Origin of the sequence: Variibacter gotjawalensis (genome assembly GCF_002355335.1) — a bacterium.
In the GTDB taxonomy this organism is placed as follows: Bacteria; Pseudomonadota; Alphaproteobacteria; order Rhizobiales; family Xanthobacteraceae; genus Variibacter; species Variibacter gotjawalensis.
Genome location: NZ_AP014946.1, coordinates 1,068,378 through 1,082,638, shown reverse-complemented (window position 1 = coordinate 1,082,638; position 14,261 = coordinate 1,068,378). Strand labels below are relative to the sequence as shown.

Below are 14,261 nucleotides of genomic sequence, written 5' to 3'. Positions count from 1 at the left end.
ACCGATGGCGGTATTGGAGGGTGGACGACGCAAAGAAAGCCGTGCACCAGCACCCAAAGCCGCTGCGATCTGCGCGCGCCTTCTGGCCAAAGCGTACGGCGTCATGCATTATAATGCAATAGGACTTGAGAATGGCTCCAAAGACTGGCCGACAGAAAGATGACGACCCGGCAGATGGCCTCGCCGCCTATCTGACTCGGCTGGGTGACCGCGTGCGGGTGATCCGCGCGCGGCGCGGCATGTCGCGCAAGGCGCTAGCGAAGCATTCGGATGTCTCGGAGCGCTATCTCGCGCAGCTCGAAACCGGCGAAGGCAACTGCTCGATCGTGCTGCTGCGGCGCATCGCGAATGCTCTCGGTGTGCCGATCGCGGACCTGGTTGACGACCGGCCGGAACGTCCGGTCGAGAGCTTGCTGCTCACACAATTGCTGGACCGCCTGCCCGCCAGCGATCTCGCGGAGGCACGCGACTATCTCTCGTCGCGCTTTGGTCAGTCGACGGCCGCGGCACGGCGCGGCCGCATCGCGCTCATCGGTCTGCGTGGCGGCGGCAAGTCGACACTCGGCCGCTTGCTCGCCGAGCAGCTCAGCATGCCTTTCGTCGAACTCGACCGCGAGATCGAGAAGCTGAGCGGCATGGAGCTCGCCGAGGTGTTCGAACTTTTCGGACAAGCCACTTTCCGCCGCATGGAGCGTGACGCGCTGCAGTCGGTGCTTGCAACGCATGATAGCTTCGTGCTGGCGACGGGCGGCTCCATCGTCACCGAGCCAGGAACGTTCGAATTGCTCCTGAGCAATTGCTACACCGTGTGGGTGCGCGCGAGCCCGGACGAGCATATGAACCGCGTCGTTGCGCAGGGCGATCTGCGGCCGATGGCCGACAATGCGCATGCGATGGACGATCTGCTTTCGATCCTGCACTCGCGTGAGCCGTTATACGCAAAGGCCGACTACGCGCTCGACACGGCCGGAAAATCGTCGGCTGCGAGCGCCGGCGAGCTTGCCGGACTGCTGGAAAGCGAAGTCGCGGGCTAAACGCCCAAGTGGCGATGCACCAAATCCGGGTCGGCACGCAGTGCGTCGGCCGAACCGTCGAACACGACTTCGCCCTTTGCCAGAATCACATGCCGATCGCCGAGCGCGAGGAGATCGCTGAGATTCTTGTCGACCACGACAACGGCTGTCCCGCTCTCGCGGATGACGCGGAGCGTCGCCCAGATCTCATCGCGGAGTTTCGGTGCGAGACCTTCGGTCGCTTCGTCGAGCAGGAAGATATCCGGATTGGTCATCAAGGCACGGCCGATCGCGAGCATCTTTTGCTCGCCGCCCGAGAGCTGGTTGCCCCAATTCGACCGGCGCTCCTGCATGCGTGGGAACAGGCCATAGATACGCTCCAGCGTCCACGGCGATTGGCCTGCGCGGTTTGCGCGCTGTGCAAACGTAAGATTTTCCTCGACGGTCAGGTTCGGGAAAATGCCGCGCGACTCCGGCACGAAGGCGAGACCGCGCTGCGCGATTGTCGATGTCCGCGAACCGCCGATCGTCTCGTTGCCGAGCCGCAGCGATCCTTTCCGCGCGGGCAGCAGACCCATCAGCGTGCGCAGCAGCGTCGTCTTGCCCATGCCGTTGCGACCGAGGAGCGAGACGGTTTCGCCCGGCATGACGCGGAAGTTGACGTCGCGCAGCACGTGGCTTTGTCCGTAATAGACGTTCAGGTTTTCGGCGACTAGCGCGGGCGTCATGCGGCGGTCCCGTGCGTGCCGAGATAGGCCTCGCGGACTTCCGCGTTGTTGCGAATGTCGCTCGGCAATCCATGCGCCAGCAGCTTGCCGCCGACCAGCACCGTCAGTGTGTCGGCGGCCGCAAAGATCGCGTCGATGTCGTGTTCGATGAGAATGACTGTGTGATCGGCCGACAACTTGCGCAGCAGCTTCGTCACGCGCTCGGTCTCTTCGGGCCCCATCCCGGCGAGCGGCTCGTCAAGAATAAGAAGCTTCGCACCGGAGGCGAGCAGCATTCCGATTTCGAGCTGGCGCTGCTCGCCGTGGCTAAGATGCGCGGCCTGGGTATCGGCGCGCGACGAAAGGCCGACGGCGTTTAGCGCGCGCTTCACCGCGTCTTCTTCGTCCTGGCGCGGTCGGCTGCCGAAGAATCGCAAAGGGCTCGGTCGATGCGCCTGTGCGGCGAGCAAGCAGTTCTCGCGCGCCGTGAACGGCAGCAGCACGTTGGTGATCTGATACGAGCGGCCGATGCCGCGCCGCGCCAGCGCATATGCAGGACGCCCGGTCACATCTTCGCCGGCCAGCAGAATGCGACCCGCCGTCGACTTCAACGTGCCGGAGAGCAAGCTGATGAATGTCGTCTTGCCGGCGCCATTCGGCCCGATGATGCCGTGCACTTTGTTCGGCTCGAGCTTGAGCGTCACGTCGTTGACCGCCACCAGACCGCCAAAGCGCCGCGTCAGGCCTTCGACCGCAATCGTCTTGCCGCCACCTGTCGGTTCGAGATCGACGACACCGACCGTCGCGTCCGCATCGCTTTCGGCGGCGCGGCGCGGCTTCGGCGACAGGAAACCGGCGACGCCGCGCGGCGCAGCCAGCACGGCCGCGATGAGGAATACACCGAGGCCGAGCGACCAATGCTGCGACAGTGGCCCGACGATGCTCGAACTTTTGAGCACGTCTTCGAGACCGGTGTAGAGGATCGCGCCGAGGATCGCGCCATAGAGCGTGCCGACCCCGCCGAGCACGACCATCATGATGGCGTGGCCGGATTGCCGCCACGAGAAGAGGTCAGGTGTCACGAAGCCATCGATCGTCGCATAGAGAGCACCGGCAAACCCCGCGATCGATCCCGCGATCACGAAGCTCGCGAGCTTATGCGTGTAGGTGTTGAAGCCGAGCGCGCCGATGCGTTGCTCGTTCCAGCGAATGCCTTGCAACACGCGGCCCATCGGTCCGTGCACGAGCGCCACCAACCCGACATAGATCAGCACGAGCATCGCCAGGCAAAAATAGTAGAAGCTCAAGCGATGCTCGAAATCGAGCAGCATCTTGCCGCCGATTTGGAGCGACGGCTTGATGTTGACGTAAGCACCATCGGAGCCGCCGGCATAACGCGTCTCGTGGAAGAACGAGTACATCATCTCGCCGAAGGCAAGCGTCACCATGATGAAGTAAAAGCCGCGCGTCAGCACAGCGAGCGATCCGATCACGGCTGCGGCGAGTGCGACGAGTACGATCGCGGCGGGGAAAACGAGGAGAATATTCGCGGCAGCAGCATCCGGCGATAAGCACCACACGACGTACGCGCCGAGCCCGAAGAACATCGCGTGGCCGAAGCTGACGAGGCCGGTGATGCCGATCAGAAGATCGAGCGACAGCACGAAGATCGCCAGCACGATCACGCGTGTAATGAATTTCACGCCGTAAGTGCCGACGAACATTGGCGCGACGAACGCCGCGACGATGAGGGCGGTGAGCAGAATAAGGATCGGGAGGCGCGGAAGCTTCAGCACTTAGTTGGCCCGCCCGAACAAACCGCCGGGGCGGACGACCAGCACGGCGGCCATGATCGCGTAGACGATCATGCCGGCGAATTCCTTCAGATAAACTTTGCCGAATGCATCGGCGAGACCAATCAGCAGCGCGCCCACGAAGGCGCCGCGAATGCTGCCGATGCCGCCGATAACGACGACAACAAAGCTGATGATCAACACGCGCTCGCCGATGCCTGGATAAACACTCTCGATCGGCGCCGCGATCATGCCGGCCGCGGCTGCGAGTGCGACGCCGGCCGCGAAGACGAAGCGGAACAGCAACCGCGTGTCGATGCCGAGCACTTCGACCATCTCGCGGTTCGACTCGCCGGCGCGAATCATGCGGCCGACGCGCGTCTTCTGGATAACAAAGACCATCGCGAGCGCGAGCACGACACAGAGCGCAGCCACCGCGATGCGATACACCGGATAGCTCAGCACGTCGGTGAGCTTGATGCTGCCGCCAAGATAACTCGGGATCGGGACGCTCTGGGGGCGCGCGCCCCAGATCATGCGCTGCAGTTCGTTGAAGATGAGGATGAGGCCGAATGTGAGCAGCACTTGTTGGAGATGGTCACGATCGTAGAGATGGCGAATGAACAGCCACTCGATCGCGGCACCGAACAGAAACGCGATCGGGATGCCGAGCGCGAGCGCGAGGAAGATATCACCTGTCAGGCTCGTCAGCGTGATCGCGAGATACGCACCGAGCATGTAGAAGGAGCCGTGGGAGAGATTGATAACGCCGAGGATACCGAACACCAGCGTCAGTCCGCTGGCGGCAAGAAAAATCAGCAAGCCGTATTGCAGGCCGTTGAGCAATTGGATGAGCGCGAGTTCCATCGATTCTCAGCGTCGTACGAGCAGCTAAATTGCCGTCATCCCGGCTGAGCGGAGCGAAGGCCGGGATCCATAACCCCTAGCCTCTCGCGAGCGCTGAAGAATATGGATCCCGGACAGCCGCGATGCGGCTTCCGGGATGACGGCATGCGTCTTGCAATTACGACGCCAGACGGCAGCCGGTGGTCGGATCGGCGAAGTCGGTCGCGGCGGTTTTCACGAGCACGTTCTTGCCGCCCTTCAACTCGCGCAGATACATGTTCTGGATCGGGTTGTTCGACGCCGACAGCTTGAACGGACCGCGCGGGCTCTTAAACGATGCCTTGCTGATCGCGGCGTTCAGCGCATCGCGCTTCGACACATCGCCGCCGACGGCCTTCAGGCCGGCATCGAGCAATTGCATCGCGTCCCAACCTTGCACCGCGTAAACGTCGGCGTCCGACTTGTAGGCTGCCTTGAAGTCGGCGCGGAATTTCTTGTTCTCCGGCGTGTCGACGTCATCCGCATAATGCAGCACTGTCATCACGCCATCGCCGGCGCTGCCGACAGCGCTCTCGACGCCGTCGGTCAAGAAACCTGCGCCCCACAGCGGGATCGACGATTTCAAACCAGCCGCCGCATAATCCTTGATGAATTTCACGGCGCCACCGCCGGCGAAGAATGTGTAAACCGCATCAGGCTTGAGCGACGCGATCTCGGCAAGCGCCGATTGGAATTCGACGTTCGGAAACGGCACTGTCAGGTCCTTGAGAACCTGTCCGCCGCCCTTCGTGAACGTATCCTTGAAGCCGTTCACGGATTCATCACCCGCCGCGTATTTCCACGTGAAAGTCACGACCTTCTTGATGCCGGCGTCGACCATCGCCTTGCCGGTCGCGAGACCGACCTGCCCATTCGAGAAGGACGAGCGGAAAACGTTCTTCGCGCACAGCTGACGCGTCAGCGTGTCGGCGCCCGCGTTCGGGATGATCGTCGGGATGCCTTCTTCGCGCGCAATCTTGCTCATCGCCATCGCGACGCCGGAATGCACCGAACCCATCAGCACGTCGACCTTCTCGCCTTGCACGAGCTTGGTCGTAAGGTCGGTAGCTTTCGGCGGCTCGGACTCGTCGTCGAGTTTGACGAACTGGATCTGACGTCCGGCGAGCGCTCCGCCCTGCTGCTTGACGTACATCTCCATCGCTCGCGTAATGGCCTCGCCGAGCTGCGCGTAAGTGCCGCTATACGGCAGCAGCAGCCCGACCTTGATCGGCTTAGCTTGTGCGATCGCGGGGCGCGCCAACGGTCCGGCAAAGCCGAGCGCGCCTGCGCCCGCAGCCAGAGCCAGCGCATGGCGACGCGAAATCCTGATGTCATTCGTCATTGAAATCCTCCCACCGAAGTCGTCAGAGCTTATGTGAAGTTTTCGGCGCCATGCAGCGCAGCAGTGTCGCGGCATGGACCCGCCTCGTGCTCGATCATGCACTATATTACATGTTTTCTAGTCTAGGGGAAGCGGACTGGAAAAACTGAGCGATTCAGGAAATTTGGGCCCCTCGTGTCGGGGCGGATAATGCCCGGTCGTCCTCTGGGCAAGCGCCTGGAGGATGTATTCGATGGAAAAGCTCGTTCCGCGACGTTTCTTGGACATGCCGACCACCCGCATGGCGGGGATTGCTACGGTTCTCGGAGACGATGCGCCGACCGTCATACCATCGCTGTGGGAGACCTTCGGCGCCGGCTTTGCGGCTTCCCCACACGAAGGCGACGCACGCTATGGCGTCTGCACGTCTCGCGATGGCGAGATGCACTACATGGCGGCGACCGCCGTGCGCGAAGGCGCGGCTTTGCCGGATGGATGGCAAGAGATCGTGCTGCCCGCGCGGCGCTATGCCGTGTTTCCGCATGAAGGCGGCGTCATGAGCATCCGCGAGACGATCGAAGCGGCGGGTGATTGGCTCGAGCGGTCGGGGCTCTCGCCGGAAGACACCGCGGCGTTTCTCGAACGCTACGGCCCTGGCTTCGATGCTGAGACGGCCGAAGGCGACATCGAAATCTGGATGCCGCTGCGCAGGTGATCAGCGCTCGACGAACGCCTTCTCGATCACGTAGTGGCCGGCTTCGCCGTGATTGCCTTCACGCATGCCGCGTTCGTCGAATATGACGCGGAGGTCGGCGAGCATCGCCGGGCTGCCGCACAGCATCAAACGATCCGCATCGAGACTGAGCGGCTCGGCTTTGATGTCGTCGAACAGTTTGCCGGTCGTGATGAGGTCGGTAAGACGGCCGCGGTTGACGAACGGCTCCCGCGTCACGGTCGGATAGTAGGTCAGGCGCTCGGCAACCATCTCACCCATGAACTCGTTCGCCTTCATCTCCTCGACGACACGCTCGCCGTAAGCGAGTTCGGCCACCTGACGGCAACCGTGGACCAGAATTACGCGCTCATAACGCTCGTAAGTCTCCGGGTCCTTGATGATGCTGGCGAACGGCGCGAGGCCGGTGCCGGTCGAGAGCAAATAGAGGTTCTTGCCCGGAAGCAGGTTGTCGTAGACCAGCGTGCCGGTCGCCTTGCGGCTGACCAGGATCTTGTCGCCTTCGCTGATCTGCTGGAGGCGCGAGGTCAGGGGACCATCGGCGACCTTGATCGAGAAGAATTCGAGCGTCTCTTCGTGGTTGGCGCTCGCCATCGAGTAAGCGCGCAGCAACGGCCGACCATTCACCTCGAGGCCGATCATCGTGAACTGTCCGCTGGTGAAGCGGAAACCCGGGTCACGCGTCGCCGTGAAGGAGAAGAGATTGTCGGTCCAGTGACGGACAGACAGGACGGTCTCTTGATTCAGCGCACTCATGTCGGAAAGAGCCTCAACGTCATCTATTGTGCGGCGCACCAAATACATGAAATGCGGCGAAAAGGGAAGCATCCCTGCCCTATATTGGAATGTCTCCAATGCGTTCGGTTAAGCGGTAACGAAGTGGGGCTGCGGCTTCGCGGCTAGGAATGCCCAATCATGCAGCATTGACTTGCCTAGAGCCCACATGCTGCGATGCGGTCAGACAATCTGGCCAGAGCGCCTGGAGGGGAAAAATGCGAACGATTTCAACGCTTGCGGCCGCCGCTGCGGTTCTGCTGACTGCAACCGCCGCGCAAGCGCAGACCAAGGTTGCAATCGGCATGTCCGGGTGGACCGGCTTTGCGCCGCTGACGCTCGCCAAAGAAGCCGGCATTTTCGCCAAGAACGGCGTCGACGTGACGATCAAGAAAATCCCGCAGGCCAGCCGCCACCTCGCGATTGCCTCCGGCGACATCCAATGCGCGGCGACGACGGTCGAAACCTGGGTGGTTTGGAACGCCAACGGCGTTGCGACGACGCAGCTCTTCCAGCTCGACAAGTCCTACGGCGCCGACGGCATGGCGGTGCGCAGCACCACCGGCTCGATCAAGGACCTCAAGGGCAAGCAGGTCGCAGCTTCGGCCCCCGGCACCGCCCCGTATTTCACGCTCGCCTGGTTCCTGAAGAAGAACGGCCTCAGCGTGAAGGATGTGACCGTCGTGAACATGGAGCCGGGTCCGGCCGCGCAGGCTTTCATCGCGGGTCAGAACGACGCCGCGATGACGTATGAGCCGTATCTCTCGGCCGTTCGCGCGAAGCCGGAAGCCGGCAAGATCATCGCCACGACGCTCGACTATCCGATGATCATGGACACGTTCGGCTGCACGCCGAAATTCATTGCCGAGAACGAAGCCGCCGTGCGCGCGATCACCAAGAGCTATTTCGAAGCGCTCGAGATGATCAAGGCCGACCAGAAGAAGGCTTACGAAATCATGGGCGCCGACGTGAAGCAGACGGGCGAGCAGTTCGGCAATTCGGCGCAGTATCTGCGCTGGCAGGACCAGGCCGCGAATAAGGCGTTCTTCTCGGCCGAGCATGCGGCGTTCTCGAAGGAAGCCGCCGACCTGCTGCTCGAAATCGGCGTCATCAAGCAGATCCCGGATTTGGCGAAGCTCGCCGACCCGCGCTTCGTTCAGTAACGCCTCGGCCTCGATCCTTCGAGACGCGTAGGTCGGCTGTGCCGACCTACGCTCCTCAGGATGAGGATTGAGTTCAGCATTTCTCCGCCCTCATCCTGAGGAGGCCGCCGAGTCCGCGCAGCGGACTCAAGGCCGTCTCGAAGGACGAGGGCGGGCAGTCGACTATCGCCAACGTTGCGCATGGGTTACGTAACGCAACCCATGTCGCGGATATTCGTCAGCCATTCGAGCATCGACAACGCCCAGGCTGCGGCCTTGCGCGATTGGCTTGCGGCCGAAGGCTGGAACGAACTTTTCCTCGATTTCGATCCGCAGCACGGCATCGCGGCCGGCGAGCAGTGGGAGCAAGCGCTCTACACGGCGGCGCATCGCTGCGAGGCGGTGCTGTTTCTCATCAGCCGCGCATGGCTCGCGTCCACGTGGTGCCTCAACGAACTAACGCTCGCCCGCCGTCTCAACAAGCGCCTGTTCGGCTTGATGATCGAAGACGGCGTGTCAGCGCAGGAACTGCCGTCCGATCTCACGCGCACGTGGCAGGTCGTCAATCTCGCGACCGGACGCGACCGGCACATGATCCGCACGCATATGCCGGTAACGGGCGAGGAGACTGAGGTCTCGTTTCCGCGCGAAGGCCTCGCGCGGCTCAAGAACGGGCTGCAGAAAGCAGGATTGCACGCGAGCTACTATGCGTGGCCGCCCGAGGATGATCCGCAGCGCCCTCCGTATCGCGGATTGCGGCCGCTCGAACCCGACGACGCCGGCATCTATTTCGGCCGCGAGGCCGCGACCATCGAGGCCATCGATACGCTGCGCGGTTTGCGCGCGGGTGCCGCGCCTCGGCTTCTCGTCGTGCTCGGCGCATCGGGTGCCGGCAAGTCGTCGTTCCTGCGCGCCGGCTTGTGGCCGCGCCTCACCCGCGACGACACGGCGTTTTTCCCGATGCCGATCGTGCGGCCCGAGCGCGCGCCGATCAGCGGCGACAACGGGCTCGTCGCGTCGCTCGACGCGGCGCTGAACGCTTCCGGTATAACGATCTCGCGCGTCGAGGTGATGGACGCCGTTGCGCGCGGTGCGCCCGCGATCAAGCCTCTGCTGCAACGCCTCGTCGCGTCGCGTCCGCGCGATGCCGATGCTGCGCCGCCCGCAATCGTCATCGCGATCGACCAAGCCGAAGAACTCTTCGCAGCCGAAGCCGAAGAGGAAGCGGCGGCGTTTCTGCGCATCCTCAACGAACTCGTGACGAGCGATGCGCCCGCGATCATCGCGGTGTTCACGATTCGCTCCGATAACTACGAACGCCTGCAGGAAACGCCGTCGCTCGCGGCGCTGCATCAGGAAATCCTGAGCCTGCCGCCGATGCCGCGCGGCGCCTACACGGACGTCATCAAAGGGCCGCTGCGCCGGCTCGACGGCACGCCGCGCGAAATCAAAATCCAAGAGTCGCTCGTCGACGCATTGCTCTCGGACATCGAAGAAGGCGGCGCGAAGGATGCGCTGCCACTGCTCGCCTTCACGCTTGAGCGCCTCTACGACGAATATCACGCAACCGGACAGCTGCGGCTTGAACACTACGAGAAGCTCGGCCGCGTCAAAGGTTCGATCGAAGCTGCGGTCGAGCGCGCGATCTCCGCATCGACCGCGAATCCTTCGATCCCACGCGACCGGCCGGGACGTCTCGAACTCCTTCGGCGCGGCTTGATCCCGTGGCTGGCGGGCGTCGACCCCGACACTGGCGCGCCGCGGCGGCGTGTCGCGCGATTGTCGGAAATCCCCATCGAGGCACGTCCGCTGATCGATCGCCTCGTCGATCAGCATCTGCTCTCGACCGACTTTACGCCGGACGGCGAGAAAACTGTCGAACCGACGCACGAGGCATTGTTGCGCCAGTGGGGATTGCTGCAGGGCTGGCTCGCCGAAGATGCGGGTTTGCTCGGCGTCATGGAGGTCGTCAAACGCGCGGCGCGCGATTGGGACGCCAACGGCAAACGCAGCGGCTGGCTGACGCATACGGGCGACCGCCTGAAGACTGCTGAAGGATTGCGCGGACGGCCGGATCTTGCCGGCAACTTCGATCGGACGGATTGGGACTACCTAACGGCGTGCCGCAAAGCCGAGCATGCGGCGCGGCGTCGCCGTCGCCGCGTGCAGGCGACCGTGACGACGCTGCTGCTCTCGATCATCGCGGGGCTGTTCGCCTACATCAATCGCGAGTTCCTTGAAGAGCAACTCAATTGGTACTGGAAGATGCGGCCCTACATGATGGCGAACTTCCGCCCGCATGTGCTTCCGCGCGGCAAAGAACTTGCTTTGCGTTCAGGCGACAGCTTCCGCGAATGCGCGAAGGATTGTCCGGAATTGATCGTCATCCCGGCCGGAAGTTTCATCATGGGTTCGCCTGCGACCGACGAGGAGAAATACCCGAACGAAGGGCCGCAGCGCTTCATCCGGCACGCGCAGGCTTTTGCGGTTTCGAAGTTCCACGTGACGTTCGACGAGTGGGATGCCTGCGCCAATGTAGGCGGCTGCCCGCCGATCCAGGATTCCGGCTTCGGGCGCGGCAATCGTCCGGCGATCAATATGACGTGGCCCGAGGCGCAGCAATATGTCGCCTGGCTCTCGCGCATGACGGGGCAGCAGTATCGCCTCCTCTCGGAATCCGAATGGGAATATGCCGCGCGCGCCGGTGCCGAGACGCGCTTCACCTGGGGTGACGACGTGGGCGAGAACCAAGCCAATTGCCAAGGCTGCGGCAGCGAGTGGGACAACCGGCAGACGTCGCCGGTCGGCCGGTTCAAGCCGAACGCCTTCGGCGTCTACGACGCTCACGGCAACGTCTTCCAATGGATGGCGGACTGTTACGAGAACAGCCTCGACGGCATCCCGTCGAACGGCGCGCCGCGCCGCACGCGTGCCTGTGACCAACGCGTCCGCCGTGGCGGTTCCTGGACCAGCCGGCCGCGCGATCTGCGCGTGACCGGCCGCAGCATCATCGGCATCGACTACCGCAACTATAACGGCGGGCTGCGAGTCGGCCGCACACTGCAGCAACCCCCGGCAGACCCGACGCAGTATCGTGCCCCGCCGCCCGGCTTGCCGCCGGAAGGCTCCCATGCGATGAGGCCCGCGCGATGAAGCCGTTAGCCCCAGTTTCCAACACCGCGCGCGTCCTGCTCGGCATTTCGTTTTTCGTGCTGTTCTTCGCGCTATGGGCGATCGCGACGCTCGGCGGCTTCGTGTCAAAGACCTTCCTCGCCGATCCGATCACGATGGTGCGCGACGGGTACGAGCTGATCGTTAAACACGGCTTCATGTTCGATATCGGCATGACGGTCTGGCGTGTCGTCGGCGGCTTCATTCTGGCGGCGCTGGTCGCGGTGCCGATCGGCATTCTGATGGGCGCATTCAAGCCGGTCGAAGCCTTCCTCGAGCCGTTCGTCTCCTTCGCACGCTATCTGCCGGCGAGCGCGTTCATCCCGCTGCTAATCCTCTGGGCCGGCATCGGCGAGACGCAAAAGCTGCTCGTCATCTTCATCGGCTCGGTGTTCCAATTGATCCTGATGGTCGCCGTCTCGGTCGGCAGCGTGCGGCGCGATCTTGTCGACGCCGCACTGACCCTTGGCGCGCGCAACAGCGGCATCCTGCAGCGCGTGATGATCCCGTCGGCTGCGCCGGACATCGCGGAGATCCTCCGCCTCGTGCTCGGCTGGGCTTGGACTTACGTCATTGTCGCGGAGCTGATCGGGTCGTCTTCGGGTATCGGCCACATGATCATCGACAGCCAGGCGTTGCTCGCCACCGGTCAAATGATCTTCGGCATCATCGTCATCGGCATCATCGGCCTGATCTCGGATTTCCTGTTCAAGGCCGTGAACCGCAAACTCTTCCCGTGGAGCCTCGCGTGAGCAAACTCGTCATCGAGAATGTCTCGCGCGTTTTTCCGGGCGTCCACGGCGGCGCGCCGACGACCGCGTTGACGCCGACGACGCTCTCGGTCGGCGACAACGATTTCATCACACTGCTCGGGCCTTCGGGCTGCGGAAAGTCGACGCTGCTGCGCATGATCGCGGGGCTCGATCGGCCGTCGACCGGACGCATCATGCTCGACGGAAAACCCGTCATCGCGCCCGGCCCCGACCGCGGCATGGTGTTCCAATCGTATACCCTGTTCCCGTGGCTCACGATCGCCGAGAATATCGGCTTCGGCCTGCGCGAAAAGGGCGTGCCGACCGCCAAGCGCAACGCGACGGTCGCGCAGTGGCTCGAACGCGTCGGCCTCAAGGGCTTCGCCAATCACTATCCGAAGCAGCTGTCGGGCGGCATGCAGCAGCGCACCGCGATCGCGCGCGCTCTCGCGAACGATCCCGGCATTCTGCTGCTCGACGAACCCTTCGGCGCGCTCGACAATCAGACGCGCGCGCTGATGCAGGAAATGCTGCTCGGCATTTGGGAGCGCGAGCGCAAGACGGTCGTCTTCGTTACGCACGACATCGAAGAATCGATCTTCCTTGCGTCGCGTGTCCTCGTGATGTCGGCGCGCCCCGGCCGTATCAAGGCCGACGTGCGGGTCGATCTCCCCTATCCGCGTCACTACACGGTGAAAACGTCGCCGGAATTCTCGGCGCTGAAGGCGCGGTTAACCGAGGAAATTCGTGCCGAGGCAGTGCTGGCGGCCGAGGAGCATTAGCGCTTGAGGTGACCCGGTCACCACACTACGTTTGGACTGAAGAGAGCATCATGAAACATTTTCCCGAGCAGCTTGCGGATCGCTATCGCCGCTTCAAGTATCGGCATTTTGCGCCGAACCAGGAAGAATACGAGCGCCTCGCCAGCGAGGGCCAAAGCCCGGATACGATGATCGTCTCCTGTTGCGACAGCCGCGTCGACCCCGAGACGCTCTTCTCGGCGATGCCCGGCGAACTGTTCGTCGTGCGTAACGTCGCGAATCTCGTGCCGCCTTATGAGACGCAAGGCAAGTATCACGGCGTCTCGGCAGCGCTCGAATTCGCCGCGTTGAACTTGCGCGTCAAACACATTGTCGTGCTCGGCCATTCGGGCTGCGGCGGCGTCAAAGCCTGCCTCGATCACGAGGCGGCGCGGCAGACCAGCGCAGAGTTCATCACCAACTGGATGTCGATGCTCGATCCGGCGCGCGACACGCTCATCGAGAAGCACGGCGGCGATTCTTCGCACACCCTGCTGCCGGAGCTCGAACGCGAAGGCGTCAAGACGTCGCTGACCAATCTGCGCACGTTCCCGTGCGTGCAAATCCTCGAAGGCAAAGGGCGTCTGCAATTGCACGGCGCGCATTTTGACATCGCGACGGGCACGCTCGAAGTCCTCGATCGCGAGAGCGGCGAGTTCGTGAAAATTTAAGGCTGCGTAGACACCGCGTCTTCCGTCATTGCGAGAAGCCGTGCAACGGCGACGAAGCAATCCAGCTCTTTCTTTTTACCCTGGATTGCCACGTCGCGTCTTCGACGCTCCTCGCAATGACGACCCCTAAGGCGCGACGCACTTCCACGGCGCCGGCGTGCACGCGATCGGCACCGGCGAGCAATCGCCCGACGTGCATTTGCGGCAACCGTCCTCGACGGTCGGGCAGCCGAGTTCCTTCTCGACGACCTCCCACCAGCGCTCGCCGGGCGGCATCGGCGTCATCTTCATGGCTTCGAGCTCGCGCGACCAGAAGTCGGAAGTCGCTGCTTCTTCGCCAACGCGCGGCTCCTCGGCCCTTCCCGGCGACGAGAGGAGCGCGATCGTCAGCGCAATGGCGGCGAGCAGCTTCATCCGGCCCTTATCGCACGTCGCGGCGGAAATTTTGTGGCAGCGCTTGCGCCGGTTAAATTTCCATGGCTGGCTTCGGGCGCATTGG

General features: G+C 63.2%; 13 protein-coding genes. 7 read left to right on the top strand and 6 right to left on the bottom strand.

The window, feature by feature from the left end:
* The first annotated feature begins 131 nt into the window (after nucleotides 1–131).
* Nucleotides 132–1,034: a helix-turn-helix transcriptional regulator gene (locus tag GJW30_RS05190; protein WP_096352542.1), complete on the top strand. Its 903-nt coding sequence runs from the start codon at nucleotides 132–134 to the stop codon at nucleotides 1,032–1,034.
* Here the strand turns inward: GJW30_RS05190 and GJW30_RS05185 are convergent.
* From GJW30_RS05185 to GJW30_RS05170, 4 genes are all read right to left on the bottom strand, one after another.
* Complete coding sequence (locus tag GJW30_RS05185) at nucleotides 1,031–1,741, bottom strand: ABC transporter ATP-binding protein (protein WP_096352539.1); 711 nt, start codon at nucleotides 1,739–1,741, stop codon at nucleotides 1,031–1,033. The genes GJW30_RS05190 and GJW30_RS05185 overlap by 4 nt on opposite strands.
* The gene (locus tag GJW30_RS05180; RefSeq protein WP_245408663.1) at nucleotides 1,738–3,516 is read right to left on the bottom strand and encodes a branched-chain amino acid ABC transporter ATP-binding protein/permease; all 1,779 of its coding nucleotides are present in this window, start codon (nucleotides 3,514–3,516) and stop codon (nucleotides 1,738–1,740) included. Before GJW30_RS05180 ends, GJW30_RS05185 begins: the two co-directional genes overlap by 4 nt.
* On the bottom strand, nucleotides 3,517–4,380 hold the full coding sequence (locus tag GJW30_RS05175) for a branched-chain amino acid ABC transporter permease (RefSeq protein ID WP_096352536.1): 864 nt from the start codon (nucleotides 4,378–4,380) through the stop codon (nucleotides 3,517–3,519).
* A gap of 157 nt (nucleotides 4,381–4,537) precedes the next feature.
* Nucleotides 4,538–5,740: an ABC transporter substrate-binding protein gene (locus tag GJW30_RS05170; protein WP_096352533.1), complete on the bottom strand. Its 1,203-nt coding sequence runs from the start codon at nucleotides 5,738–5,740 to the stop codon at nucleotides 4,538–4,540.
* A 232-nt stretch (nucleotides 5,741–5,972) separates the two neighbouring features.
* On the opposite strand from GJW30_RS05170, the gene GJW30_RS05165 reads away from it, so the two are divergent.
* Nucleotides 5,973–6,434 carry a GyrI-like domain-containing protein gene (locus GJW30_RS05165; protein ID WP_157746693.1) on the top strand — a complete coding sequence of 154 codons (462 nt, stop codon included), beginning with the start codon at nucleotides 5,973–5,975 and terminating at the stop codon, nucleotides 6,432–6,434.
* Here the strand turns inward: GJW30_RS05165 and GJW30_RS05160 are convergent, their stop codons facing one another.
* Nucleotides 6,435–7,208 carry a ferredoxin--NADP reductase gene (locus tag GJW30_RS05160; protein ID WP_096358666.1) on the bottom strand — a complete coding sequence of 258 codons (774 nt, stop codon included), beginning with the start codon at nucleotides 7,206–7,208 and terminating at the stop codon, nucleotides 6,435–6,437.
* A 236-nt stretch (nucleotides 7,209–7,444) separates the two neighbouring features.
* Between GJW30_RS05160 and GJW30_RS05155 the strand changes: the two genes are divergently transcribed.
* The 5 genes from GJW30_RS05155 (at nucleotide 7,445) to GJW30_RS05135 (ending at nucleotide 13,762) form a co-directional block, all read left to right on the top strand.
* Nucleotides 7,445–8,389: an ABC transporter substrate-binding protein gene (locus GJW30_RS05155; RefSeq protein ID WP_096352527.1), complete on the top strand. Its 945-nt coding sequence runs from the start codon at nucleotides 7,445–7,447 to the stop codon at nucleotides 8,387–8,389.
* A gap of 201 nt (nucleotides 8,390–8,590) precedes the next feature.
* Entirely contained in the window at nucleotides 8,591–11,521 is a 2,931-nt protein-coding gene (locus GJW30_RS05150) for an nSTAND1 domain-containing NTPase (RefSeq protein ID WP_165391607.1), read from the top strand.
* Complete coding sequence (locus GJW30_RS05145; RefSeq protein ID WP_096352521.1) at nucleotides 11,518–12,291, top strand: ABC transporter permease; 774 nt, start codon at nucleotides 11,518–11,520, stop codon at nucleotides 12,289–12,291. Before GJW30_RS05150 ends, GJW30_RS05145 begins: the two co-directional genes overlap by 4 nt.
* Nucleotides 12,288–13,073, top strand: a complete 786-nt coding sequence (locus GJW30_RS05140; RefSeq protein WP_096358665.1) for an ABC transporter ATP-binding protein — start codon at nucleotides 12,288–12,290, stop codon at nucleotides 13,071–13,073. The genes GJW30_RS05145 and GJW30_RS05140 overlap by 4 nt, the downstream gene beginning before the upstream one ends.
* 50 nt (nucleotides 13,074–13,123) lie before the next feature.
* A complete protein-coding gene (locus GJW30_RS05135) occupies nucleotides 13,124–13,762 on the top strand; it encodes a carbonic anhydrase (RefSeq protein WP_096352518.1) in 639 nt (212 codons plus the stop codon).
* 126 nt (nucleotides 13,763–13,888) lie between these two features.
* On the opposite strand, the gene GJW30_RS05130 is transcribed toward GJW30_RS05135, so the two are convergent.
* Nucleotides 13,889–14,176, bottom strand: a complete 288-nt coding sequence (locus tag GJW30_RS05130; protein WP_096352515.1) for a hypothetical protein — start codon at nucleotides 14,174–14,176, stop codon at nucleotides 13,889–13,891.
* Between the last annotated feature and the right edge of the window lie 85 nt (nucleotides 14,177–14,261).

Bases quoted from the DNA above. Each gene is read 5' to 3' on its own strand.
- GJW30_RS05190 (WP_096352542.1), top strand. From the start codon at position 132: ATGGCTCCAAAGACTGGCCGACAGAAAGATGACGACCCGGCAGATGGC.
- GJW30_RS05175 (WP_096352536.1), bottom strand. From the start codon at position 4,380: ATGGAACTCGCGCTCATCCAATTGCTCAACGGCCTGCAATACGGCTTG.
- GJW30_RS05130 (WP_096352515.1), bottom strand. From the start codon at position 14,176: ATGAAGCTGCTCGCCGCCATTGCGCTGACGATCGCGCTCCTCTCGTCG.
- GJW30_RS05150 (WP_165391607.1), top strand. From the start codon at position 8,591: ATGTCGCGGATATTCGTCAGCCATTCGAGCATCGACAACGCCCAGGCT.
- GJW30_RS05185 (WP_096352539.1), bottom strand. From the start codon at position 1,741: ATGACGCCCGCGCTAGTCGCCGAAAACCTGAACGTCTATTACGGACAA.
- GJW30_RS05160 (WP_096358666.1), bottom strand. From the start codon at position 7,208: ATGAGTGCGCTGAATCAAGAGACCGTCCTGTCTGTCCGTCACTGGACC.
- GJW30_RS05155 (WP_096352527.1), top strand. From the start codon at position 7,445: ATGCGAACGATTTCAACGCTTGCGGCCGCCGCTGCGGTTCTGCTGACT.
- GJW30_RS05145 (WP_096352521.1), top strand. From the start codon at position 11,518: ATGAAGCCGTTAGCCCCAGTTTCCAACACCGCGCGCGTCCTGCTCGGC.
- GJW30_RS05135 (WP_096352518.1), top strand. From the start codon at position 13,124: ATGAAACATTTTCCCGAGCAGCTTGCGGATCGCTATCGCCGCTTCAAG.
- GJW30_RS05165 (WP_157746693.1), top strand. From the start codon at position 5,973: ATGGAAAAGCTCGTTCCGCGACGTTTCTTGGACATGCCGACCACCCGC.
- GJW30_RS05170 (WP_096352533.1), bottom strand. From the start codon at position 5,740: ATGACGAATGACATCAGGATTTCGCGTCGCCATGCGCTGGCTCTGGCT.